We start from the raw sequence: 24,720 nt of genomic DNA on the forward strand, positions 1-24,720 counted from the left end.
ATGCCGTCGAGCGAGTCGTGGTCCTTCCAGTACAGGCCAAGCACGTTGATCTCGCCAGAACCAATGATGCGCAGGTCCTTGCCAGCGGTGGCGTTGTACTGGGCCTGGTAGTTGATGGTCTGGAACTTCGAAATCTCGATCTGACCCTCGGTCTGTGCTGGGTTGACCTGCGGGTACTCGGAGAAACGCACGATGTCGAGCTCGATGCCAGCCTTCTGGGCTTCGTCCGCGAAGACACTCCAGGCCTTCTGGTCGGCGTCGGTGGTGCCGATCTTGACGGTCACAGTGTCGCCATCAGCACTGCTTGTCGACGACTCCGTTTCCGACGAGCACGCCACCAAAGAGGTTGCGGCGATGACAGAGGCTGCCGCCGCTGCGAGAAAACGCTTGGTACGCATGATCTACGCGCTCCTTATTGCTTCTTGTGCTTACTTGTTCTGCAGACGGTCAAGGATGTCGTTGAGCTCCTTCTGGTCGCGGTAAACCGGAACCGAGGTGCCCTTGGAGTCCTTGGCGGTAGCTTCAGCAACCTCCGGGGTCTGCCACAGCTCGACCAGCTTGTTCAGCGTTTCATCGGAAATGTCCTCGGAACGAGCAGCGAACACGTTGATGTACGGCTCTGCTTCCTTGGACTCCGGATCGTCCTCGAACACGGCCAGGCTCGGCTCGATGCCTGCGCGGTCCAGCCAGGTGTTGTTGATGATGGCCGGCTTGCCTTCGTTGTAAGCATTCGGCGTCTGGGATGCGTCGACCGGGGTGACGGTGACCTTGGACTCGTCCTTGTTGATCTCGGCCGGGGTCGGGGTCAGCGGGTCAGCGACGTTGTCGTTGAGGGTAAGCAGACCGGCCTGAACCAGCACGTTGATGGCGCGGCCCTGGTTGGACGGGTCGTTCGGGATAGCGACGGACTGGCCCTCGATGCCGTCGAGCGAGTCGTGGTCCTTCCAGAACAGCGCGAGCGGGACGATCTCGGTGGAGCCGACAACCTTGAGGTCGTTGCCGGAAGCAGCGTTGTACTCGGCGAGGTACTTAATGTGCTGGAACTTGTTCACGTCCAGCTCTCCCTGTGCGAGCGCCTCGTTGACCGGGGAGTAGTCGGAGAACTGCACGATGTCGAGCTCGATGCCGTTGTCAGCTGCGAGCTGCTTGAATACAGTCCAGGCCTCCTGGTCGGCCTCGGTGGTACCGATCTTGACGGTGACGTTCTCGCCGTTTGCGGCGGTGGTCTCGGTGGCGTCGTTGGACTCGTTGGAGCAAGCGACCAGGCCGGTGGTGGCGAGCGCTGCAGCAGCAACGGTTGCGAGGGTGCGCTTGATACGCATGATGTCTCCTTGTTTATTGGGAAAGTTTGACGGGTGAGAATCTAGCACCCTATGTACCGCTTAGTCTATTTTTTAGAACAAAGCAGTTTGCGCTTCTATGCCTGGGCCAATAAAAGCGCAGCTTGTCCGATGTTGTGCAACGCCGTTCGAAGGTGGTCTGACTCTGCGTTCGCATCCAACTTCATCGTGCAGTCCAGGTCGCGGCATACCCAAAGAAGGTGCCATGCAAGATCGTCCCAATCTGGTGCGCCGGTGACGAAAGTACATCCATTTTTGGTTACCTCTAGGTCGGTGCGATAGGGAGGGGGGATCCGTTCGGCCACCAGATCGGGTGAGCTTTCCAGCTCCACACGGATGACGCAGGGATAGCGTTTTGCGATATCGCTGCTGAAGTCCGGGGGTGGTGGAATCTTCGGGGTGAAACCCCAGCATGTTGTCTGTGCGTTGCTTATTCGGTCGAGGCGAAAAGTGCGCCAGTCGTCTCTGCTTTTGTCAAATGCTTGGAGGTACCAGAGCTCGCCTTGGGTCATGAGCCGGGCTGGTTCAACTTCCCTCGTGGATGATGTGCCGTTGGGCTTGCTGTAGGTGAAACGTACGAGCGTGTGGTCCCGCTGTGAAGTGGCGAGTTGGGTGAGTAGTTGTAGTTCGACGGTCGGGCGCTCATGGGGGAGCGCCGTAGTTGCGTTATCAACCGCTGATGCTAGGGCTCGCAGGTGGGGCGGCACGATATGATCAATTTTGGCCAAGGCACGAAGTGCGGCGGTTCCAGCGTTGTCGGTGCCGTTCAGGGCCATCATGCGCAGACTCGCGACGAGCGCGACGGCCTCGGTGTCGTCGAGGAGTAGGGGCGGTAAATGGCGACCAGTGCCCAATTGGTAGCCTCCCTCGATCCCGCTGCTGGAATTGACCGGGTAGCCCATATCGCGCAACCGCGCGATATCGCGGCGCACTGTGCGCTCTGTGACGCCGAGCTCAGAGGCGAGGGCGCTTGCTTGCCACGTGGTTCGCGCTTGCAATAGTCCCAAAAGCTGGAGCACGCGCTGCGTCGTATTTGCCATGCAGTCATTCTTCTCCATACTGCGGACAAAAGCTGTCCTCAACGGGGCTTAGGGTTCCGGTTGGAAAGTGATCAACAGGAAGGAATATCGATGTATTTTCCGCGCAAAGACAATGAGCTAGACACGCTTTGTAACTATCTTGACGTGCAGTTAGATGCGCTGCGGGCTAGCGCGTTTGGGCTTGACGACGATGCTGCGAGGCGCACTCCACTCCGCAGTGCGCTGAGCATTAGCGGACTGCTCAAACACGTCACGTTTGTCATGGTGAGGTCGCTTTCCGGTGCCGGTGTTGCCGGGTATGAACACTCACAGGCCGACTTTGCAGCCAGCTTTACGCCGACTGCCGAAGAGACGCTGGATCGCATCTTGGAACGCTTCGATAGCGTGCGAGCTGACTATATGGAGATGTGTCGCGGCGGTGACCTTGAGGCGGAACTGCCGGTGGGGCCGTTCCCGTGGTACGGCATGGATGAGCCGCAGGTAGCTAAGTTGCGCTACATCTATGTGCATGCGGTGGAGGAGTTCGCCCGCCATGCCGGGCATGCGGACATCATTCGGGAGCAGATTGACGGTGCGCAGGCTGCAGAGTTGCTTGCGGCGATCGAGGGGTGGGAACCGAACGAATACATCACCCCTTGGAGTAACTAGCACACAGTTTCGAACGGTGGTAGCGTTCCCGCTATGAGGTTCAACGGGGGAGCGCCACTGTCGTGGTCGCGGCTCGAACGCATCCTCTCCGGCCGCCCCGGCCCGGAGCCGGTGCCGGTCGGTCACACCGGCACGCCCGCAGGCGCCGCGTACGGCAAGGCGGAGCCAGCGCCCCCGCCGCAAAAACAATGCCTATCGACGACACCGTTCGCCGAGCTGCACACCGTCAGCTCGTATAGCTTCCTCGGCGGGGCGAGCGAACCGGAGGACTTGGTGGCCCGGGCCGTTGAGCTGGGACTGAGCGCGGTGGGGCTGCTGGACCGGGACGGATTCTACGGCGCGGTGAAGTTCGCGGAGGCGGCCGCCGCGGCCGGGCTGGACACCGTCTTCGGGGCGGAGCTGACGTTGGGTGACACCGTCCTGCCCGTGATCGCCCGCGGGCCGGAGGGGTACAAGCGACTCTCCCACCTGATGGCGGACGCGCACATGGCCACCCGGGAAAAGGACAAGGTGGCCTATCCGCCGCTGGAGCTCATCGGCGACCAGCTGGGCGGCACCTGCGTCGTGCTCGCCGGCTGGCAGTGGGTAGGGGAAATCGACCACCTGGTCGAAACATTTGGCCAGGACAATGTGGTGCGAGAATATGAAGTTTCGATGACTCCTGAAGACGCTGACCGGCACGCAATGCTCGATCGTTTTGATCACCTCCCCGCCATCGTCACCGCGATACCGGCGGCAGCCACGCGTGAGCAGGCGAGGTTGGCTGCGGCGAAGCGTGCGTTGGCTCGCAGAGAAGCACTTGCACAAGCACACGGGGACTTGCATCCGATGGGTGCGAACTGGCTGCGCTCTGGCGAGCAGCTCGAACGCATGCTGCCGGGATGCAAACACATGCTGGATTACAGCGTTGAGTTGGCAAAGCAGTGCGCGTTCACGCTGAATCTTGTCGCGCCTGAACTGCCGCGCTACCCAACGCCAAGCGGGCGAGGCGAGATGGATCATCTGCGGGATCTGACGTTGGCGAGCGCGCAGTTCCGGTACGCGACGCGAAGTGCGGATGTGCGCAACCAGGCGATGAAGCAGATCCGCTACGAACTGAGCGTGATTGAAGAGCTGAACTTTCCCGGCTACTTCCTGATCATTTACGACCTCGTGGATTTCTGCGCGAAGCAGAACATTTTGTGCCAAGGACGTGGTTCGGCGGCGAACTCGGCGGTGTGTTTCGCCCTCGGGATCACGAATGTCGAGCCGATCGAGGCAGGCCTCCTGTTCGAGCGTTTCCTCTCGCCTGACCGCGACGGCCCGCCGGATATTGACCTAGACATTGAGTCAGGCCGGCGAGAGGAGGTCATTCAGTACGTCTACGACACATATGGGCGCGACAATGCGGCGCAGGTAGCTAACGTGATTACGTACCGCACGAAAGGGGCGGTCCGTGATGCCGCGCGTGCGCTCGGATACGCACAGGGCGCTGCGGATAGTTGGTCGAAGGGGCTTTCAGATCCGCCCGAGGCTGTGGAGCAACTTGCAGCGCAGTTCAAGGGGCAGCCGCGTCATCTGGGCATTCACTCTGGTGGCATGGTGATTTGTGACCGTCCCATCGCCGACGTCGTCCCCGTCGAATGGGCGCGCATGGCAGATCGCTCGGTGGTGCAATGGGATAAAGATGACTGTGCCTCCGCTGGCCTGGTCAAGTTCGACCTGCTGGGGCTCGGCATGCTCGAAGCGCTGCACCACATGGTGGATCTCGTGGAGGAAACCACAGGCCGCAAGGTGCATTTGTGGGAGCTTTCGCTTGACGACGACGCCGTGTACGACATGCTTTGCCGCGCCGATTCCGTCGGCGTGTTCCAGGTTGAATCGCGCGCACAGATGGGCACGCTGCCTAGGTTGAAGCCGCGCAGGTTTTTCGACCTGGTCGTGCAGGTGGCCTTGATCCGCCCTGGTCCAATCCAGGGTGGTTCGGTGCATCCGTACCTGCGGCGTCGCGACGGGCTAGAGCCGGTCGTGTACGACCATCCGGTGCTCGAGCGATCCCTTGGCAAAACACTGGGGATCCCGCTGTTCCAAGAGCAACTTATGCAGATCTGCGTCGACGCGGCTGGTTTTTCCGGACGTGAGGCGGATGCGCTTCGGCGCGCGATGGGATCGAAACGCTCACCGGCCAAGATGGCCGCGTTGCGCGCGAGGTTTTTCGAAGGCTGCTGGGCCACCAACCAAATCAGCGAAGAAGTCGCAGAACGGCTGTGGCAGAAGATCGTGGCGTTCGCCGCATACGGGTTCCCGGAATCGCACTCCCAGTCGTTCGCCTCTTTGGTGTACTTCTCCGCCTGGTTTAAATGCCACTACCCGGCGCAGTTCTGCGTGGGGCTGCTGCGGGCGCAACCGATGGGATTCTACTCACCACAGTCGCTGGTACAGGACGCACGCCGGCACGGGGTAGAGGTACTGCCAGTGTCGGTCAACGCGTCGGGGCGCGAGGCGCGCTGCATTGATTCCTCAACGATCCGGATGGGGCTCGGGCTCGTCCGTGGCTTAGGTGCGGATGCCGCCGACCGGATCGAAGCAGCGGCACCGTTTACCGATATTGCGGATCTATCGCGCCGGGCTGACCTGAGCGTCGACCACGTCGAGGCGCTCGCGCGGGCGGGGGCGTTGGACTGCTTTGAGGTGTCTCGTCGACAAGCATTGTGGCAAGCGGGTATCGCTGCCACGGAACGCCACGGCATGCTGCCCGGATTATCGGCGATCTCGGCGCCGGCGCTGCCTGGCATGAACTCGTTCGAACTCATGGTGGCTGACATCGCAGCCACAGGGGTGACCCCGGAGCTCATGCCAGTAGAGATGGTGCGCGAATCGCTGGAGGAGCGAGGCGTTATTCCGGTTGCACAACTGCTGCATGGCGTGGAGGACGGCACTCGCGTGCGCATCGCCGGAGTGGTGACGCACCGCCAACATCCGGTCACTGCAGGTGGTGTGACATTTTTGGGAATGGAGGATGAAACCGGGCTGGTCAACGTGGTTATCTCAGTCGGGTTGTGGAAGAAGCAACGCGTCCTTGCCCGCACTGCGAAAGCGCTCGTCGTACGCGGGATTGTGCAAAATGCTTCCGGGGCAGTGTCCGTGGTGGCGGACCGGTTCGAACCGTTGGAGGTAGGGGAGCTGCTCTCCCGGGGATCGAGGGACTTCCGATGAATGCTTCGATGAGCCCTGTCATGAGCAAGGCCGTGTCTGGGGCTGCTGGTAGCGTGATCGCCATGTCTGAAGCGCTCAGCGGAAGCCCTGAACATCACCCCGGACCAAACACTGCAGGCCCGAACACTGCAGGCCCGAACACTGCAGGCCAGCCCACTACCGGCGTGCATAGCCCGGTGCAGCCTTTGCCATCCTCGGTCGAGGAGATGCACAAAGTGTCGCCGAAGTTGATGTGGCCGATGCTGGTGTCGAATGCCCTGTGGACCATCGGCGTGTGCGGTGGCCTGTATTTGGCCTACCGCGAGTGGGGCTGGGGATTCCTGATCCCGCTGGGGATTTTCACGGTGATCTTCATCTGGCGCTTCTTCCTTATCCCGTACCAGGTCCGCAACATGGGTTGGCTGGAGACCGAGGACGAACTGGTGCTGAGCACCGGCAAGATGTTCCACACGATCACGGTGATTCCGTACGGGCGCATTCAGTTCGTGGATGTGCAGTCGGGGCCGATCACACGTGCCCTGGGGCTGAAGGAGCTGACGGTGCATACGGCGTCGAATTCGTCCAACTCGGATCTGCCGGGACTGCTTGCGGCGGATGCAGATGCGTTGCGGGATCGCCTTGCGCTGAAGGCTCGTGAGCGGATGAGTGGGCTGTGACAAGCGGACGCGTATCGACGATTCCCGGCATGGAGGGCTACCGCCACGTCCATAGGCTCACGCCATTGTTGCGTGTGTGGACGTTCATGCTGGCCCTAGCGACACTCGCCCTGTTCAACTTCACCATGCCGATTTATCGGTGGATGCAGCGCGAAAACGTCGGGCCCACCGACATTGCATGGGCAGCCGCAGGCCTTGTGGCTGCGCTCGTGGTGATTTTCGCGGTGTCCCAGGTGTGGTGGCGTCGCAGCGGATTCAAGGTAGGCGACGAAGAAGTGGAGACCCGCCGCGGTGTGCTGACCAACCAAATCCGCACCGCGCGCTACGACCGTGTTCAGGCAGTTGACGTAGTCGAATCCTTTGCACCGCGACTGTTCGGGCTTGCCTCCGTGCGTATCGAGGCCGCAGGCAGCGCCAGTTCAGGTTTGGACATCACATATCTTCCGCGCGAGGAAGCAGAGGAGGTCCGCGCGCAGATCCTGGCCCGAATTGACGGGCCAGTGAAGCGTTCGCTTGAGAGCGCCGCCGCTGCCGGGGCCGAATACGCACCGAACATGTTGGTGCCGCCGATCCCGATTCGCCGCTCGCTGATCGGCACCACATTGCAAATGTCGACCGTATTCACACTGGCGTGGTCGACGATTCCACTGTGGACGGATGTGACCGCCGCGGCGATCATCCCTGTTGTGGTGGGTTTTATGCCCCGCATTTGGCGCACGATCGACCAGTCGTGGCGCTTCAACGCGACGAAGGACGGGGAGGTGTTCCACTTGACGTATGGGTTGGCGAATCGTCGTCGGCAAGCAATGCCTCGCTCGCGTATCCACGCGGTGCAGTTGCGCCAGCCAATGTTCTGGCGCCCGTTCGGATGGTGGACGGTCTCTGTCGTGGCGGCGGGTTATGGCTCGGAACGTAACAAGCAAACCGGCACGTCGAAGATTCTGCCAGTGGGGACGTGGGAACAGGCGATGGCCGTGATCGATGCAGTCGGTCCGCTAACCGGCGCTGAACTGACCGATCTGGACAACGTAGATTTCCGCTCCCCGCGCAGCGCCCGGTGGATCTCACCGTTCGACTGGAAACGTCAAACGGTCAAGGTCCGCGCCGACGCGGTCACGACAACGGCAGGGCGGATCGGGCGCTGGTTCCAGATGGTGGACGTCCCACACATTCAGGAACTGACCTTCAACCAGGATCCGCTGCAGCGAAAACTTGGCCTGGCCAGCATTGACCTGGACCTGGTGCCCGGCGCCTTCAGCGTGACGTGTCGGGATTTGGAGGAGGACCAGGCGCGTGGGCTCGTCGATAAGCTGCGCGCTCGCGAGCTACCGCCGTTGTCACAAAGCGCCGGGGAACCCGAGTTGGCGCCAGGCCTCGTAGATGGCGACTGACGCCGAGTTGGTCAGGTTCATGCTGCGTCGCGACGGCAGCATCGGAATCCGCACCTGACGCGTAATCCGCGGGTGGGCGAGGTGCTCCTCCGGGATGCCGTTGGCCTCGTTGCCGAACAGCAACGCGTCGCCGTCCTGGTATTGCACCTCGTGGTAGTGGTGGTCGGTGTGCGCGGTGAACGCGAAAATGCGTGAGCCTTCCAACGCGTCGAAGCAGGCGTCGATGTTGGGGTGGATGACCACGTCTGCAAGATCGTGGTAGTCCAGGCCTGCGCGTTTGAGGTGTTTGTCGTCAAAATTGAAGCCGAGCGGCTCGACGAAATGCAGCTGCGCGCCGGTATTTGCCGCAAGGCGGATCGCCGCGCCAGCGTTGCCGCCAATGGCCGGATTGTCATAGATGATGTGGAGCACGCACAAGAGTCTAGGATTGGGGCCGTGACTGCGATCAAACTGGACGGAAAACTCTACCGCGAGGAGATTTTCGCGGACCTGCGCGAGCGCGTGGCGCGACTGAAGGAACAGGGGGTGACCCCGGGTCTGGCGACGGTGCTTGTCGGCGAAGATCCCGCTAGCCAGAACTACGTGCGTATGAAGCACAAGGACTGCGAAGAGCTCGGCATTGCCTCCATTCAGAAGCACCTGTCTGCGGAGACCACTCAAAAGGAGCTTGAGGCGGTTATCGACGAGCTCAACCGCGACGATTCCGTCACCGGCTACATCGTCCAGTTGCCGCTGCCGAAGCACCTGGATGAGAACCGGATCCTGGAGTTGATTGACCCGGACAAGGACGCCGACGGCCTCCACCCGGTGAACCTGGGCAAACTCGTCCTCAACGAGCCGGCCCCGCTGCCGTGCACCCCGAACGGCTCCATCAAGCTGCTCGAGCGCTTCGGCGTGGATCTCAACGGCGCCATCGTTTGTGTTATTGGCCGCGGCGTGACGGTGGGCCGTCCGATCTCGCTGATGCTGACCTCCCGCGATGTCAACGCCACCACCGTGCTGTGTCACACCGGCACCAAGGACCTCGCCGCGGAGACTCGCCGCGCGGACGTGATCATCGCTGCCGCTGGCAAGCCACACATGATCACCGCCGACATGATCAAGGAAGGCGCGGCGCTTCTCGACGTCGGCGTCTCCCGCGTCGACGGCAAAACCGTCGGCGACCTGCACCCCGACGTGTGGGAGAAGGCCGGTTGGGTCTCCCCGAACCCGGGCGGTGTAGGCCCGATGACGCGCACGTTCCTGGTGCGCAACATCGTCGAAAGCGCCGAGCGCCAAGCCGGCGTGAACCAGCAAGCAAACCAGGACGCGTAACAACGTGGGAAGCACCCGCATCCAGCTCCCTGGGACTTCGCTGCCACCGGGGTTGACGCTGGATAACCCTCACGACCGCGGCAACGCCCCGTCACGCCTGCCATTGTGGGCGCAGCGCGTCGGGGTTGCCCTGTTTGTTGTCGGGTTTGTCATTTCCGGCATCTTCGCCGCTACCGAGCACTGGCGTCGCGCCACGTTCACCCTTGGCGCGGCGCTACTGTGGCTCACGCTGGTGCGCTTGACCTGCGACTCCAAGGTTATTGGTCTGGTCGCGGTGCGCTCCAAGCGTTTCGACGCCATGTTCACCACCGCCCTTGGCGCCACCATGATGTGGCTGTCCTGGTCGGTGGACGCGCTGGGGTCTTAACCCCTAGATCGCGTAGTCGCCGTAGCGTGACGCGATCTCGCGGGCGGGCGGGATTTCGTGGGTGAGTTTGATGAAGTTGCGCAGAATCCGATCCATCTGGCGTGCCTCCACGAGGAAGGCGTCGTGGCCGACGGGGGAGGACAACTTCGACATGGCTAGCAGGTTGCCCAAGTTTCGGGAGATGTGTTCCTGCTGGTGGTAGGGGTACAAAATGTCGGTGTCGACGCCGACGATCATCGTCGGCACGGTTGAGGATGCCAACGCCTTGTTCAGCCCGCCGCGGCCCCGGCCGATGTCGTGGCGGTTGAGGGCTTCGGTGAGGGTGACGTAGCAGGCGGCGTCGAAACGCTCGGTGAGTTTCTTGCCCTGGTGTTCCAGGTAGGACTGGACGGCGAAGCGCTGGTCGTCTTGGCGGAATGGCCCGAGTGGGTTTTCGCCGGTTTGGGCGGAGGTGCCGAAGCGCTCGTCGATTTCCAGCTCGCCACGGTAGGTCAGATGGGCGATGCGACGCGCGGCGGCGAGCCCGGCATCCGGCGACTGGCCGGTGCCGTGGTAGTCGCCACCCTGCCAGGCTGGGTCCTGGGTGATCGAGGTGATCTGCGCGGTTTGGATACCGATCTGCCAGGCGCTTGCTCGGGCAGACACGGCCAGCACCAGCGCGTAGTCGGCTTGCTCGGGGTAGAGCAGCGTCCACTCCAGAGTGCGCGCGCCGCCCATGGATCCACCGATGACCGCGTGGACGCGCCCAATGCCGAGACGGTCAAGGAAGGCGTGCTCGGCGTGCACCATGTCGCGGATCGTGATGGCGGGGAAGCGCGAGCCCCACACACCACCATCCGGGTGCTCGCTCGCGGGGCCGGTGGAGCCGTAACACGACCCGAGTGCGTTGGTGCAGATCACGCACCACTCGTCGGTGTCTAGCGCTTTGCCGGGGCCGATGGCTTCGGACCACCAGTCGGAGGCGTCACTGTCGCCGGTCAGGGCGTGTTCGACGAGGATGACGTTGTTGACGCCGTTGGGGTCGCCTTGCAGTGCGCCCCATCGTCGATAAGCAATGCGCGTATCCGCGATCACCTCGCCGGCCTCAGTGACAACATCGCCGATGGCGACCGTGGCGAGCTGCCCTTCAGGAGCCAGCATTTAGACCGCCGCGAAACCGCGCTCGAGGTCCGCGATAATGTCCTCGACATCCTCGATGCCGACAGACAAACGCACCGTGGCCTGCGTAATACCAGCGCGGGCAAGACCCGCAGCGTCCGACTGGGAGTGCGTTGTCGACGCCGGGTGCACCACCAGCGAGCGCACGTCGCCGATGTTGGCCAGGTTGGAGTGCAGCTTCAGCGCGTCGATGAACTTCCACGCGTTCGTCTTGTCATCCTGATCGCCCGCGATGTCGAACGACAGCACCGAACCGGTGTACTTCAGACCCAACTTGTCCTTCGTCGCCTTGTACGGCGAATCGTCCAGGCCTGCGTAGTTGACCTTGGCCACCTTGTCATGGCCCGCGAGGAACTCCGCCACCTTCAGCGCGTTTGCATTGTGCTTCTCGACGCGAAGCGCCAACGTATCAATACCCTGCAGCGCAACCCACGCGTTGAACGGCGAGATCGCCGCACCCGTGTCGCGCAGCAAACCGGCGCGGGCACGCAGCGCAAACGCCGGGGCGCCCAGGTCCGCGTACTTCAGACCGTGGTACGCCGGATCCGGGGTGGTAAACAGTGGGAAGACGTCCTTGCCGTCGCGCTGGACGGTCCAGTCGAACTTGCCGCCGTCGATAATCGCGCCACCAATCGCAGCGCCGTTACCGGTGTAGAACTTCGTCGTGGACACGACCACGATGTCCGCGCCCAACTCCAGCGGCTTGACCAGAGCGGCAGTCGCCATCGTGTTATCGACGATCAACGGCACCTGATTGTTATGCGCAACCTCTGCAACCGCCGGGATGTCCAGGACGTCCGCGATCGGGTTGCCGAACGTCTCGCCATAAAACGCCCGTGTGTTCGGCTGGACGGCAGCCTGCCAGCTTGCGGGATCGTCCGGATTTTCCACGAAGGTGAACTCAATGCCCAACTTCGGCAGCGTGTGCTGGAACAGCGTCTCGGTACCGCCGTAGAGGCGCGGGGACGTAACAACGTGGTCGCCTGCCTGAGCCAGGGTAAGAATTGCGGCGGTCTCCGCAGCCATGCCGGAGGCGAACGCCGTGGCAGCCACGCCGCCCTCCAGCGACGCCAGGCGATCCTCGAGCGCCTGCTGCGTCGGGTTGGTCAGGCGGGTGTAAATCGGGCCTGCATCCGAGAGGTTGAAACGGTTCTCCGCGTGCTGTGCGTCGTCGAACACGTAGCTGGTGGTCATGTAAATCGGCTGGTTACGAGCGCCGTAATCCTGATCGACCTGCTGGCCAGCGTGGATCGAGCGTGTGCCAAAGGACCATTCTTGTGCGTTGGAGTTGTCGTAGTTTCCCATGGGCTGCAATGTAGCCCGCTTAGTCTGCCGTTGTGTACCAAGCGGTCTATTTTCCGAGTTGAAAGGCTGAATAAAAATAGTGCAAATACCCAGCCCGCGATCGTTCGACCTCCGATGTCGAGACAGGGGAGTAGAACTTGGCTACGTTTACTAAGCACGTCGCGCCCGTGACGTCTTAGTCGCGCCGTAGTTGAAGGAAGCCTCCGTGTCTGCTCAGCCTGCCGATCACGTCCGTGAAGACATCCGACTCCTAGGCCGGGTACTCGGCCGCGTGCTTGCCGAGCAGGAAGGGCAGGAGATCTTCGACCTGGTCGAATCCACCCGCCGCACCGCCTTCGACATCGCCCACGGGGACGCCACCCCGGAAGACTTGCTCGCAGTCTTCCGCGATATGGACATCACCAAAGTGAACCTCGTCGCACGCGCATTTAGCCACTTCGCGCTGCTGGCTAACTTGGTTGAGGATCTTGACGACGAGAAGGCCGCCGCACCGGTCTCGCTACGCACAAGCTTCGCGCACCTGAAAGACAGCGGCGTGGACGCTGACAAGGTCGCCGACCTTATCGCCGGGGCGCAGGTCTCTCCGGTGCTCACTGCGCACCCGACTGAGACCCGTCGCCGCACCGTCTTCGACACCCAGACCCACATCAAGCGCTTGCTGAGTGAACTCCACGCTGGTGCCGACCCGGCAGCCATCGAACGCGAGATGGAGCTGCGCATGACCCTGATGTGGCAGACCGCGCTGATCCGCATCGCCCGCCCGCGTCTTGAGGACGAGATTGACGTCGGCCTGCGCTATTACAAGCTCTCCCTGCTTGAGCAGATCCCGGCGATCAACCGCGCAATCCGCTACGAACTTCGCGACACCTTTGGCCGCGACCTCGCCCTCACCCCCGTGATGCGCCCGGGTTCCTGGATCGGCGGCGACCATGACGGCAACCCGTACGTGAATGCCGAAACGCTCACGTATGCCACCCGCCAAGCCGCCGATACTGTGCTCAGCTACTACATCGATGAGCTGGGTGAGTTGGAGCGCGAGCTGTCGCTTTCAGACCGCTATTCCACCTGCTCGGAGGAGCTTTCCCGGCTTGCGGATGCCGCCAACAACACCGCCGAGTCCCGCGTCGATGAGCCCTACCGCCGGGCCATTTTTGGCATCCGCCACCGTGTCGTCGCTACGCGCGAGTTGCTCGCTGGCTCGGTGACCACGGGCTCGCCGTATGCGGAACCGGGCGAGCTGCTCGCAGACTTGGACGTGACCGACGCCTCCCTTCGTGCCCACGGCGGCGCCATCATTGCCGATGACCGGCTGGGCCGCCTGCGCTCCGCCGTGACCACCTTCGGCTTCCACCTGTACACGCTTGACCTGCGCCAAAACTCCGAATCCTTTGAAAAAGTCGTGACCGAAGTGCTTGCGGTTGCCGGCGTGTGCGATAACTACGCCGCGCTCGCTGAAGAGGACCGCGTGGAGGTACTCGTCGAGGAGCTGCGCACCCCACGTCCGCTGCTGCGCGCCGAAGCACTGCTTAGCGACGACACCCGCAAGGAAATGGGCATCCTCACCGCCGCCGCCCGCGCCGTCCGAGACTTGGGCCAGGGGGCGATCGCGCAGTGCATTATCGCCATGACCGGTGCCGTCTCCGACATTTTGGAGCCCATGGTCCTGCTCAAAGAGGTCGGCCTGAGCGACGTCAACGTCGTCCCACTCTTCGAGACCATCGAGGACCTCGCACACGGCGCCAGCATCCTCGAAGATCTCTGGTCGCTGCCGTTCTATCGCGAACATCTGCGCGCCCGCGGTGACATCCAGGAGGTCATGCTCGGCTACTCCGACTCCAACAAGGACGGCGGCTACCTGCAAGCGAACTGGGCGCTTTACGACGCCGAACTCGCCCTGGTCGACCTCTGCAACCGGCACGGCATCCGCCTTCGACTCGCGCACGGCCGCGGCGGGGCAGTCGGCCGCGGTGGCGGGCCCACCTACGACGCGATCCTCGCTCAGCCCAAGGGTGCCGTCGACGGCTCCATCCGCATCACCGAGCAGGGCGAGATCATCTCCGCCAAGTACGGATCGCCAGAGACCGCCCGCCGCCACCTCGAAGCCTTCGTCGCCGGCACCCTGGAGGCATCCCTCCTGGATACCGAACCTATTGAAGACCCGACCCGCGCCTACGACATCATGCGCACGCTTGCCGCCTACTCCGGCGAAAAGTACAACGAGCTCATCGGCGACCCCGGGTTCATTGACTACTTCACCCAATCCACCCCGCTGCACGAGATCGGCGAGCTCAACCTCGGCTCTCGCCCGGCGTCCCGCAAACAGACCACCGCGATTTCCGACCTGCGCGCCATCCCCTGGGTGCTGTCCTGGGCGCAGTCGCGTACCAATGTGCCTGGCTGGTTCGGCGTCGGTACTGCAGTCGAGCGCTGGGCTGGGGAAGACGAAGACCGCTGGGATGACCTGCGCGAACTCTACCGTGACTGGCCGTTCTTCCGCTCCGTGCTGTCCAACATGGCCCAAGTCATGGCGAAGGCCGAGCTGTCGCTGGCCCGCCTCTACGCCGACCTAGTGGAGGACCGCGAGGTAGCCGAGCGCATCTACTCCCTTATCGCCGATGAATTCGAGCGCACCAAGCAGGTCTACTTCCGTATCACCGGGCATACGGACCTTGTTGCCGAGAACCAGCGCCAGGCCCGATCCCTAAAACGTCGCTACCCCTACCTGCTGCCGCTCAACGCGGTCCAGCTTGAGCTGCTGCGCCGCTACCGCGCCGGCGACGAGGCCTTCCTCGTCCCGAAGACGATCCAGGTCACCATGAACGGGCTGGCCACCGCACTGCGCAACGCAGGGTAGATTTCCTGCGGCGAAAGGGAACCGGTGCCGAGTTTCCGCCGTCAGAATAGGTATGGGGATTGACAGAGAACACAAGGCACAACAGCAACGATGGGAGGAGCGGAAGGAGGAACTGCGGCGGGGGATTGTGGACAAACGGCTGCTCTCCCACAAAGCACTCGACAAACTCCGAGGGCCGCATCGGGTGCTCGACACAAGTATTGTGTATCGGGAGACGAGCTGGAAAGAGCTGAAGTTCCACGAACGTCAATGGCTGCGTGTCGAGGCTGCTGCACTGATGAGCAGGGAAGCAGTGCTAGTCGGCAGATCGGCCGCGCGCATGCACGGTATTTGGGTGATCAGTACGACAAAAGAGCCCGTCGAACTGTGTCTGCTTTCCAGGGGGAGCTCCCCTACTCGACGAAACCGGGAAGGGATCCTGTTTCGACGCATGGTGCTGCGCAAGAGCGAAATCTCGTTGCGCGACGGCCACCGGGTTACCAATGGTTTTCGAACGTTCGCTGATATCGCCCGCCACTACGGCTTCGTCGAAGGGCTCGTCGCTGCCGACTACCTCCGGCGCAGTGGGTTTACGCTTGAACTCCTTGAACGGGAGGCATCCCAGCTTGGCAGACTGAAAGGTGTTGCAGTGGTCCGGGAGTGCATTCGGCACAGCGTCGCGGATTCCGGTTCGCCCTACGAATCTTTCGCGCGCGCCTTGCTGATCCGTGCGGGGATCGGCCCCTTGTTTACACAGTACGAAGTGGCTGGACGCTACGCCGACCTTTGCATCGATGGCTGGTTACTCATTGAGATCGACGGCAACGTGAAATACCAGGGACCCAACGCCGAACGCGCGCGGCAGGAAGAGTTCGAGCGACAGAAGATGATCGCCAACCGAGGATATGTGTTTCTGCGCTACTCGCCGGATTTCCTACGCCGGCATCCTGAGAAGTTCGTCCGAGAGGTTCTCGCCACCATCGCTGGCCGTCGAGCAGCCTTGGGGTGAGCAGTCGCACCCGCTCTTCGCCGGCGCTGTTCCCGCCCTTCGCCGCTCCTGGCCGGCGCTGTTCCCGTCCTTCGCCGAGGATGGTAACCGGAGGATGGTGATGAGCCGAGTTGGACGAGCACCGTCGGTCCAGGCACTCGGTTGATTACCATCTGGTGGTTACCACCTAGGAGGACAGCACCAGGAGGAAAGCACCCAGGGCAGGCCTGACGCGACGAACAGCAAAAGCCCCGGCCGCTGCGAAAAAATGCAGTGACCGGGGCCGATCAAACCGAGCGCTTACTTCTCCAGTGCGTCGATGATCTTGTTGAAGGTTGCGGACGGACGCATGACCGCGGAGGTCTTGGCGTCGTCCGGCCAGTAGTAGCCGCCGAGGTCGGCAGCGTTGCCCTGGGCGTTCAGCAGCTCAGAGTCAATCGTCTCGGCGTTGTCGCGCAGGTCCTTCGCAATCGGGCCGAAGACCTCAGCCAGTTCGGCGTCGTCGGTCTGGGCTGCCAGTGCCTCTGCCCAGTACAGGGAGAGCCAGAAGTGGGAGCCGCGGTCGTCGATTTCGTTGACCTTGCGGGACGGGGACTTGCCTTCATCCAGCAGCTTCTCGGTTGCCTTGTCCAGAGCGGCGGCAAGGACGCCCGCCTTCTCGTTGCCGTTGGTGTTCTTCTCGTGGCGGAAGGACTCGGCCAGTGCGAGGTACTCACCGAGGGAGTCCCAACGCAGGTGGTTTTCTTCCTCAACCTGCTGGACGTGCTTCGGGGCGGAGCCGCCGGCACCGGTCTCGAACAGGCCGCCGCCAGCCATCAGCGGGACGACGGAGAGCATCTTCGCGGAGGTACCCAGTTCGAGGATCGGGAACAGGTCCGTGTTGTAGTCACGCAGCACGTTGCCGGTCACGGAGATGGTGTCCTCGCCGCGGCGGATGCGCTCGACGGAGATCTTGGTGGCCTCGACCGGGGAGGCGATGGAGATGTCCAGGCCGTCGGTGTCGTGGTCGGCCAGGTACTTCTTCACCAGTTCGATGAGGTTGCGGTCGTGTGCGCGCTCCTCGTCCAGCCAGAAGATGGTCTTCATGCCGGACAGGCGTGCGCGGTTGACGGCCAGCTTGACCCAGTCTTGGATCGGGGCGTCCTTGGTCTGGCATGCGCGCCAGATATCGCCAGCTTCGACGTCGTGCTCGATCAGCACGTCGCCAGCAGCGTTGACAACCTGGGCCTTGCCGTCAGCCGGGATCTTGAAGGTCTTGTCGTGGGAGCCGTACTCCTCAGCCTTCTTCGCCATGAGGCCGACGTTCGGAACGGTGCCCATGGTGGTCGGGTCGTAGGCGCCGTTTTCGCGGCAGTCGTCGATAACCGTCTGGTACACGCCGGCGTAGGAGGAATCCGGGATGACGGCCAGGGTGTCCTGCTCCTGGTCGTCGGCGTTCCACATGTGGCCGGAGGTGCGGATCATGGCCGGCATGGAGGCGTCGATGATCACGTCGGACGGGACGTGGAGGTTGGTGATGCCCTTTGCGGAGTTCACCTGTGCCAGTGCCGGGCCGTCCTGCAGGGCCTGGTCGAAGGCTGCGCGGATCTCTTCGCCGTTCGGCAGATCAGCAAGGCCCTCGTAGATTGCGCCGAGGCCGTTTTCGCCGTTGAGGCCGGCGTCGAGAAGCTCGGCGCCGTACTTGTCGTAGACATCCTTGAAGAATGCGCGCACGACGTGGCCGAAGATGATCGGGTCGGAGACCTTCATCATGGTGGCCTTGAGGTGCGCGGAGAAGAGCACGCCCTCTTCCTTGGCCTTCTTCACGGACTCGAGCAGGAACTCATCCAGAGCCTTCGCGGACATGAAGGTGCCGTCGATGACCTCGCCCTTTTCAACCTTCAGGCCGTCCTTGAGCACCTGCTCGCCGTCTGCGGTGACGAGCTTGATGGCCAGGGTGTCCTCGGCCGGCATGATGACGGACTTCTCGTTGTGGCGGAAATCGCCTGCGCCCATGGTGGCAACGTTGGTCTTGGAGTCCTTCGACCAAGCGCCCATGGAGTGCGGGTGCTTCTTGGTGTAGTTCTTCACGGCCTCCGGAGCGCGGCGGTCGGAATTGCCCTCACGCAGGACCGGGTTCACAGCGGAGCCCTTGACTGCGTCGTACTTGTCCTGCGCGTCCTCGTAGTCCGGGATGTCGAAGCCTGCGGCCTGCAGTTCGGCGATGGCCTTCTTCAGCTGGACGAGGGAAGCGGAAATGTTCGGAAGCTTGATGATGTTGGCTTCCGGGGTCTTTGCCAGCTCACCGAGCTGTGCGAGTGCGTCGTCGACCTTCTTGTCGCCGAGGCGATCTGGGAACTGTGCGAGGATGCGGCCTGCCAGCGAGATGTCTGCGGTGTCGACCTCGATGCCTGCACGGGAAGCGAATGCCTCCACGATTGGCTTGAGGGAGTACGTCGCAAGCAGCGGTGCTTCGTCGGTACGAGTCCAAATGATCTTCGCCATAATGCTCCTTTGTTGTAAGGTTCCTGACTTCAACCCACCAGAGTACCGTCCCAGCGCAGCCCTGTCTGGCGATAGGGCCGGGAGAGGTTCGGGATAGGTAAGGTCTTGGCCCATGAGCCTTACCATTGCATCCGTCAACGTCAACGGCATCCGTGCCGCCACGAAGGTCCGCAACGAGAACAATCCGGGCATGTTGGCCTGGTTGAACGAGAATCCGGCTGATGTGGTGCTGATGCAGGAGGTGCGCGCCACTGCTGATCAGACGCGTGCTGCGCTTGCCCCGGCGCTGGAAAATGGGTGGCACTTGGAGGTGGCACCGGCCGAAACACCTGGTGCGAAGGGTCGTGCGGGTGTGGGCATCCTGTCGCGCACGCCGCTGCGTGATGTGGAGGTCGGGATTCCTGAGTTTGAGGATGCGGGTCGCTTTATTGCAGCATCGCTTGACGACGACACCCGTGTCGCATCCCTCTACCTCCCCTCAGGAGCAGCCGAGACGGCCAAGCAGGACGAGAAGTATCGTTTCCTGGATCAGTTCGAGCCGCTGCTGGAGCAGTGGGCGGGCGAGTACCCGGACATGGTCATCGGCGGGGATTGGAACATCTGCCACCGCCGCGAGGACCTGAAGAATTGGAAAACGAACAGGAAGAAGTCCGGTTTCTTGCCGCACGAGCGCGCGTTCATGGATGCGGTGTTCGGTTGCTTCCCGGACGCGGAGGCCCAGGATGTAGAGGACAAGGCTGCGGTGGAATGGGCTGGGGCGGTGGAGTACCGGTCGGGGGGTCGTCGTCAAGCAAATGGTGCTCCGAAGTGGTTCGATGTTGCGCGCAGGCTGCACCCGGAGGACGCGCCGTACACCTGGTGGACGTTCCGCGGCCAGGCGTTTAACAACGACGCGGGTTGGCGCATCGACGTCCAGGCTGCCACCGCGAACATGCTGGAACGCGCGCAGCGCACCTGGGTGGAGAAGGCGCCGACGGTGGAAGAGCGCTGGTCGGACCACTCGCCGCTTGTGGTTGAGTATCGCTAATTCGGGTTTTCCTGAACGCCGTTCAATTGCGCGCTAAACTGTTGCGCAACCATCACGTGAACGACGCGAACGGAGCCCGCAGATGACCGACATCCTTGACATCGCCCGCGAAAAAGCCCTGGAAAACGGCGAAGGTCTAAACAAGGAGGAACTCGTCCAGATCCTCAACATTGAGGACGAGCGCCTGCCTGAACTGCTGGACCTCGCCCACCAGGTGCGCATCAAACATTGCGGTGTCGATGTTTCGCTGGAAGGCATCATCTCCCTGAAGACCGGCGGCTGCCCCGAAGACTGCCACTTCTGTTCCCAGTCCGGCCTGTTCGAGTCACCCGTGCGCGCCGTGACTTTGGACATCGCCGAACTCGTCGAGGCTGCCAAGCAGTCCGAGAAGATGGGCGCTTCCGAGTTCTGCATCGTCGCCGCCGTCAAGGGCCCGACCCAGCAGCTGCTGGACCAGGTCGCCGAGGCCGTCACTGCGATCCAGGAAGAGGTGGACATTTCCATCTCCGCATCGCTGGGTATCCTCACCCGCGACCAGGCTCGCCAACTGGCCAAGATGGGCGTGTCGCGCTACAACCACAACTTCGAAACCGCCGAGTCGTTCTTCCCCAACGTGGTCACCACCCACACCTGGCAGGAGCGCAAGGACACGCTGGAGAACGTCCTGGCAGAGGGCATGGAAACCTGCTGCGGCGGCATCATCGGGCTCGGCGAGACCATCGAGCAGCGCGCCGAGTTCGCCACCCAGCTGGCCGAAATCCAGCCGCATGAAGTGCCGATGAACTTCCTCGACCCGCGCCCAGGCACCCCGTTCGCCGACCGCCCCTTGGTGCCGCAAGGTGAGGCGCTGCGTGCCGTCGCCGCGTTCCGCCTGGCCATGCCGTCCACCCAGCTCCGTTTCGCGGGTGGCACGGAGCTCGCGCTTGGCGACGACGGCACCGAAGCCGGCCTCATGGGCGGCGCGAATGCCATTATTGGCGGGAATTACCTGACCACGTTCGGCCGTCCGATGGAGAAGGACCGCGACGCCGTCGACCGGGTCATGGAAGGCGGGGCGAAGCCAGGCTTGAGCCTGAACATCACCCCGGTGGGGCAGAAGCAGAACTCCGGCCACGGTGTTCTGTACGACACCATCAAGTCGCTGTAGGTTTTCTCCGCGCATGAAGATTCCGGATTCAACGGAACTCGCCGACGCAGTCCTGTCCGGCGAGATCGCCTGGCCGCTCGACCCGGCCCGCCCCTACGACGCGCCGCGCATCTGCCCGCTGTGCCAGCGGCGCATGGTGGTAAAAATCAGCCCGATGGCGTGGGAGGCAGCTTGCTCCCGCCATGGGCTGCTGCGCTCCGAGTGGTTGGAGCGTTAGTGCACGAAACGGCGGGTTCTAGCGAACACAATTGCGCTGGCTGCTAAAACTACTGGCCCCGCCGCCGCTACGAAGATGGCGTAGAGGTAGGGGTCGGAGGGGTTCACATCCGCCTTGTAGATACCCACTAGAAGCCCGGTGAAACCACCCACGAACATGCTGCCGAGCATGAACCACTGCATGGCGGTGCCCCGCGCAAGGCCGATTGCTACACCGGTCAGCGCCATGGTGAGGAAGATGACGAAGTGGAGTAGCACAGTTGCCACGACGGATGTCAGGTCCTGCGCGGCGCCTTCAACGAAATACGGTTCGCCGCTGCCGTTGATCCAGGGCATCGGTTGTCCGTTCGTAACAATGAACGGGTCGTACCGCTTGTAGTACGGGCTATGTGCTTGGTGGTACACCGCCGACGCGGCGGTAAGTGGCGTGAGTATGACCGCTGCCACGAGAGCCGTTAGCGTTGCCGAATTCATCCATCGGTTGAAGCTCGCGCCTAGCTGGTTCATTGCTGGCCAGTTCGATCCTCCGATTGCGAAGAGTATCCACAGTGTGGCAGCGCCCGCCATGGTCCAAAGGCCGCCGTCGCCAAACTCCAATCGTCCAAAGGGTACGGCAATGCAGAGGACGAGAAAGATGCCCAAATACATCGCTGGTTTGAAGGGGCTGAGGAAGAGTTTCATCGTTCGGGCCTTTCCGTCGCGAGGAGGTCAATGAGTTCGGCATCGTCCGGGTACTCGATGGGCAAGTGGACATCGGCCACGCCGATAGGTTCGGCGAACGTCGCGCGTGTCGTGGGCCCGAGGCTCGCTGTCTCAGCGACGGGGAAGCGGGCGGTAAGGTCTTTGATCTCGGCGGTGGGGCCGGTGACCGTTGGAAAGCACAGGCGGGCGTCGTCGAGTGGGACTGGGCGCGAAACCACCCGATCAAACACCTGGATGACATGGGTGGCGAGACCCACGAAGTCCTCTGGGCGATGCGATGCCATCACCACGCTGCGCTGCGGGTTCTCCGCGATGTAGTCGATCAGTCTCTGGCGGACCTGTTTGCGGGTGGTGGTGTCGATGCCATCAAACGGCTCGTCGAGAAGCAACAGGTCTTTGCCAATGGCTAGGGCCACCTCAATGGTGAGTAAGCGGCGCTGCCCAACGGAGAGATCTTTGATGCGAGCGTTGGGGAACTCGAGCCTCACGTGCGGGTAGATCGCTGCGACTGCGCGTAAGTGATCGTCCACGGTCGTGCCTGCAAACTTGGCATCCGCACCAGCCGGAACGAACGCGGCGTGAGGGCTCATGAGCGTGTGGAGGTAGTGGGTTTTGCCGGCGGCGTTCGGGCCGACCAGCGCGTAGAAGCCGGGATTCATTGAGCACGCTCCTTTTCAATCATTGCGGTCAGCTCCTCGGTGGTGATGCCGAGTTGGTTGGCCTCATGGACAAACGGTTGGACAAAATCGCGGGCAAATGCTTCGCGACGAGTACGTAGCACCTGCTCACGTGCATTCTCCAGGACGAACATGCCGAGCCCGCGGCGTTTCTCCAGCAGACCCTCGTTGAACAGTTCGGTGAGTGCTTTGGCGGAGGTGGTGGGATTGACAGAGTGGTAGGCGGAGAGCTCGTTGGTAGACGGCACCCGGTCGCCGGGAGCGAGGGTGCCTGCCCCGATGAGGTCACGTAACTCATCTGCTATCTGTAGGTATATGGGTTTACCACTCATGTGGGTAACCATAGAACCGGAAAGCCCGGCGCGTCAACCCCCAATTTTGACGCGCCGGGTGAGATCCGGGTATGTCGCGGAAACCGCAGGCTAGCGGCTACTCGGCGTCGGTGATGTCGAGCAGTGCCGCGCCCTTATCCACGTGGCTGCCGGCCTCCACGGCGAGGTTTTTCACCACACCGCTCTTGTGGGCCTTGACCGGGTTTTCCATCTTCATGGCCTCGAGGATGACCACGATGTCGCCGGCTTCCACCCGGGCGCCCTCGGCGACCTCGGACTTGACCACGGTGCCCTGCATCGGAGCGGTCAGGGTGTCTGCGCTGGCAGCGCCCTTGCCGGACCCCTTGCCGCCGGATCCGCCATTACGGGAGCGGCGCTTGCGGTCGCGGCGGCGCTGCGCCACTGCGCCGAGAAGCAACGGCTCCGGCAGCGTGATCTCGATCGATCGGCCGTTGACCCCGACGGAGACGGTGCGGCGGCGCGCTTCGTCCTGCTCACCGTCTTCGCCAGCGCCGTCGGACTCGTAGGGTGCGACGTCCGGGTCCCATTCCTCTTCGATCCAGCGGGTGTAAACGGCGAATTGGGTGGCGTCGCCGGTGAAGGCGTCGTCGTTAAGCATGCGCTGGTGGAAGGGGATGATGGTCGGCATGCCTTCGACCCGGAATTCGGCGAGGGCGCGCTTGGCGCGGGCGATGGCCTGGTCGCGTGTTTCGCCGCGGACGATGAGTTTGGCCAACATCGAGTCGAACTGGCCGCCGATGGTGGAGCCGGCGCGGATGCCGGAGTCGACGCGAACGCCGGGGCCTGCCGGTTCGATGTAGGTGGTGGCGGTGCCGGGCATGGGCATGAAGTTGGTGCCGGCGTCTTCTGCGGTGATGCGGAATTCGATGGCGTGGCCGGTGGGTTCCAGGTTGGCGTCGAAACGCAGTGGCTCGCCGGCGGCGATGCGGAACTGCTCGATGACGAGGTCCACACCGGTGGTTTCTTCGGTGACGGGGTGCTCGACCTGGAGGCGGGTGTTGACCTCGAGGAAGGAGATCAGCCCGTCGGAGCCAACCAGGTATTCGACGGTGCCAACACCCACGTAACCTGCCCGCTTCGCAATCGCTTTGGCGGAGGAGTGGATGCGTTCGCGCTGCTCATCGGTGAGGTACGGGGCGGGGGCTTCCTCGATGAGCTTTTGGAACCTGCGCTGCACGGAGCAGTCGCGGGTACCGGCGACGATGACGTTGCCGTGAGTATCCGCCAGTACCTGCGCCTCCACGTGGCGGGCACGGTCGAGGTAACGCTCCACGAAGCACTCACCGCGGCCGAACGCTGCCTTGGCTTCGCGGGTGGCGGACTCGAACAGTTCGCGGATTTCGCCGCGGGTGCGGGCGACCTTCATGCCACGGCCGCCACCGCCGTACGCCGCCTTGATAGCCACGGGCAGACCGTGGGTGTCGGCGAAAGCGACCACATCGTCGGCGCTGTCCACCGGGTCTTTCGTGCCCGGCACGAGCGGTGCGTCGACCTCCTCAGCGATGCGCCGGGCGGTGACCTTGTCGCCAAGCGCGTCGATCGCCCTTGGCGGCGGGCCGATCCAGGTCAGGCCCTCGTCGATGACACGCCGGGCAAACTCGGCGTTCTCTGCCAAGAAGCCGTAGCCGGGGTGGACGGCGTCCGCGCCGCTGTCGCGGCAGGCCTTGAGCACTTTGTCGATATCCAGATAGCTTTGCGACGACGTCTCGCCACCGATCCCAATCGCCTCGTCCGCCATTTCGGTGTACGGCGCGTCTTTGTCGGGGTCGGCGTAGATAGCCACGGAGGCAAGGCCGGCGTCGCGGGCTGCGCGGATGATGCGGACCGCGATCTCGCCGCGGTTGGCGACGAGGACCTTGCGGAACGGAAAGTCATGCAT

The 24,720-nt window shown here is 62.8% G+C and carries 22 protein-coding genes; 11 read left to right on the forward strand and 11 right to left on the reverse strand.

The window, feature by feature from the left end; genetic code table 11:
- The 3 genes from HMPREF3145_RS12055 to HMPREF3145_RS08495 all read right to left on the reverse strand — a co-directional run.
- The coding region (locus tag HMPREF3145_RS12055) for a MetQ/NlpA family ABC transporter substrate-binding protein (protein WP_246817569.1) at positions 1–398 on the reverse strand (398 nt) is incomplete at its 3' end.
- A gap of 30 nt (positions 399–428) precedes the next feature.
- Entirely contained in the window at positions 429–1,322 is an 894-nt protein-coding gene (locus tag HMPREF3145_RS08490) for a MetQ/NlpA family ABC transporter substrate-binding protein (protein WP_070422801.1), read from the reverse strand.
- 95 nt (positions 1,323–1,417) lie between these two features.
- On the reverse strand, positions 1,418–2,380 hold the full coding sequence (locus HMPREF3145_RS08495; protein ID WP_083279471.1) for a helix-turn-helix transcriptional regulator: 963 nt from the start codon (positions 2,378–2,380) through the stop codon (positions 1,418–1,420).
- 90 nt (positions 2,381–2,470) lie between these two features.
- On the opposite strand from HMPREF3145_RS08495, the gene HMPREF3145_RS08500 reads away from it, so the two are divergent.
- The 4 genes from HMPREF3145_RS08500 to HMPREF3145_RS08515 are packed head-to-tail and all read left to right on the forward strand — an operon-like array spanning position 2,471 to position 8,270.
- A complete protein-coding gene (locus HMPREF3145_RS08500; RefSeq protein WP_070422802.1) occupies positions 2,471–3,028 on the forward strand; it encodes a DinB family protein in 558 nt (185 codons plus the stop codon).
- 33 nt (positions 3,029–3,061) lie between these two features.
- Positions 3,062–6,223, forward strand: a complete 3,162-nt coding sequence (locus tag HMPREF3145_RS08505) for an error-prone DNA polymerase (protein WP_070422803.1) — start codon at positions 3,062–3,064, stop codon at positions 6,221–6,223.
- Between the two features lie 20 nt (positions 6,224–6,243).
- Positions 6,244–6,879 carry a PH domain-containing protein gene (locus tag HMPREF3145_RS08510; RefSeq protein ID WP_371325704.1) on the forward strand — a complete coding sequence of 212 codons (636 nt, stop codon included), beginning with the start codon at positions 6,244–6,246 and terminating at the stop codon, positions 6,877–6,879.
- A complete protein-coding gene (locus HMPREF3145_RS08515; RefSeq protein ID WP_141740851.1) occupies positions 6,876–8,270 on the forward strand; it encodes a PH domain-containing protein in 1,395 nt (464 codons plus the stop codon). The genes HMPREF3145_RS08510 and HMPREF3145_RS08515 overlap by 4 nt, the downstream gene beginning before the upstream one ends.
- Here HMPREF3145_RS08515 and HMPREF3145_RS08520 read toward each other — a convergent pair.
- A complete protein-coding gene (locus HMPREF3145_RS08520) occupies positions 8,217–8,687 on the reverse strand; it encodes a tRNA (cytidine(34)-2'-O)-methyltransferase (RefSeq protein WP_070422805.1) in 471 nt (156 codons plus the stop codon). The genes HMPREF3145_RS08515 and HMPREF3145_RS08520 overlap by 54 nt on opposite strands.
- 18 nt (positions 8,688–8,705) lie before the next feature.
- Here HMPREF3145_RS08520 and HMPREF3145_RS08525 point away from each other — a divergent pair, with 18 nt between their 5' ends.
- Together HMPREF3145_RS08525 and HMPREF3145_RS08530 are read left to right on the forward strand one after the other, a co-directional pair.
- Positions 8,706–9,584, forward strand: coding sequence for a bifunctional methylenetetrahydrofolate dehydrogenase/methenyltetrahydrofolate cyclohydrolase (locus HMPREF3145_RS08525; protein WP_210384182.1), 879 nt, complete (start codon positions 8,706–8,708; stop codon positions 9,582–9,584).
- A gap of 4 nt (positions 9,585–9,588) precedes the next feature.
- Positions 9,589–9,951, forward strand: coding sequence for a DUF3017 domain-containing protein (locus tag HMPREF3145_RS08530; protein WP_224213045.1), 363 nt, complete (start codon positions 9,589–9,591; stop codon positions 9,949–9,951).
- A 3-nt stretch (positions 9,952–9,954) separates the two neighbouring features.
- Here the strand turns inward: HMPREF3145_RS08530 and HMPREF3145_RS08535 are convergent, their stop codons facing one another.
- A complete protein-coding gene (locus tag HMPREF3145_RS08535; RefSeq protein ID WP_070422807.1) occupies positions 9,955–11,091 on the reverse strand; it encodes a homoserine O-acetyltransferase MetX in 1,137 nt (378 codons plus the stop codon).
- Complete coding sequence (locus HMPREF3145_RS08540; RefSeq protein ID WP_070422808.1) at positions 11,092–12,414, reverse strand: O-acetylhomoserine/O-acetylserine sulfhydrylase; 1,323 nt, start codon at positions 12,412–12,414, stop codon at positions 11,092–11,094.
- Positions 12,415–12,619: 205 nt separating this feature from the next.
- On the opposite strand from HMPREF3145_RS08540, the gene ppc reads away from it, so the two are divergent.
- Complete coding sequence (ppc, locus tag HMPREF3145_RS08545) at positions 12,620–15,268, forward strand: phosphoenolpyruvate carboxylase (protein WP_070422809.1); 2,649 nt, start codon at positions 12,620–12,622, stop codon at positions 15,266–15,268.
- Between the two features lie 52 nt (positions 15,269–15,320).
- On the forward strand, positions 15,321–16,256 hold the full coding sequence (locus HMPREF3145_RS08550) for a hypothetical protein (protein ID WP_083279472.1): 936 nt from the start codon (positions 15,321–15,323) through the stop codon (positions 16,254–16,256).
- A 279-nt stretch (positions 16,257–16,535) separates the two neighbouring features.
- On the opposite strand, the gene HMPREF3145_RS08555 is transcribed toward HMPREF3145_RS08550, so the two are convergent.
- Complete coding sequence (locus HMPREF3145_RS08555; protein WP_070422810.1) at positions 16,536–18,719, reverse strand: NADP-dependent isocitrate dehydrogenase; 2,184 nt, start codon at positions 18,717–18,719, stop codon at positions 16,536–16,538.
- A 112-nt stretch (positions 18,720–18,831) separates the two neighbouring features.
- On the opposite strand from HMPREF3145_RS08555, the gene HMPREF3145_RS08560 reads away from it, so the two are divergent.
- From HMPREF3145_RS08560 to HMPREF3145_RS08570, 3 genes are all read left to right on the forward strand, one after another.
- Complete coding sequence (locus HMPREF3145_RS08560) at positions 18,832–19,746, forward strand: exodeoxyribonuclease III (protein ID WP_070422811.1); 915 nt, start codon at positions 18,832–18,834, stop codon at positions 19,744–19,746.
- 82 nt (positions 19,747–19,828) lie between these two features.
- Positions 19,829–20,893, forward strand: coding sequence for a biotin synthase BioB (bioB, locus tag HMPREF3145_RS08565; protein WP_070422812.1), 1,065 nt, complete (start codon positions 19,829–19,831; stop codon positions 20,891–20,893).
- Positions 20,894–20,906: 13 nt separating this feature from the next.
- A complete protein-coding gene (locus HMPREF3145_RS08570) occupies positions 20,907–21,110 on the forward strand; it encodes a biotin synthase auxiliary protein BsaP (protein WP_070422813.1) in 204 nt (67 codons plus the stop codon).
- Here the strand turns inward: HMPREF3145_RS08570 and HMPREF3145_RS08575 are convergent.
- The 4 genes from HMPREF3145_RS08575 to HMPREF3145_RS08590 all read right to left on the reverse strand — a co-directional run bounded on the left by HMPREF3145_RS08575 (position 21,107) and on the right by HMPREF3145_RS08590 (position 24,720).
- A complete protein-coding gene (locus HMPREF3145_RS08575) occupies positions 21,107–21,790 on the reverse strand; it encodes a hypothetical protein (RefSeq protein WP_070422814.1) in 684 nt (227 codons plus the stop codon). The genes HMPREF3145_RS08570 and HMPREF3145_RS08575 overlap by 4 nt on opposite strands.
- Positions 21,787–22,470, reverse strand: a complete 684-nt coding sequence (locus HMPREF3145_RS08580) for an ATP-binding cassette domain-containing protein (protein ID WP_070422815.1) — start codon at positions 22,468–22,470, stop codon at positions 21,787–21,789. Before HMPREF3145_RS08580 ends, HMPREF3145_RS08575 begins: the two co-directional genes overlap by 4 nt.
- Positions 22,467–22,820: a GntR family transcriptional regulator gene (locus HMPREF3145_RS08585; protein WP_070422816.1), complete on the reverse strand. Its 354-nt coding sequence runs from the start codon at positions 22,818–22,820 to the stop codon at positions 22,467–22,469. The genes HMPREF3145_RS08580 and HMPREF3145_RS08585 overlap by 4 nt, the downstream gene beginning before the upstream one ends.
- Before the next feature lie 97 nt (positions 22,821–22,917).
- Positions 22,918–24,720, reverse strand: coding sequence for an acetyl/propionyl/methylcrotonyl-CoA carboxylase subunit alpha (locus tag HMPREF3145_RS08590; protein ID WP_070422817.1), 1,803 nt, complete (start codon positions 24,718–24,720; stop codon positions 22,918–22,920).

The sequence above is a fragment of the Corynebacterium sp. HMSC05C01 genome, assembly GCF_001807155.1.
Taxonomy (GTDB): Bacteria; Actinomycetota; Actinomycetes; order Mycobacteriales; family Mycobacteriaceae; genus Corynebacterium; species Corynebacterium coyleae.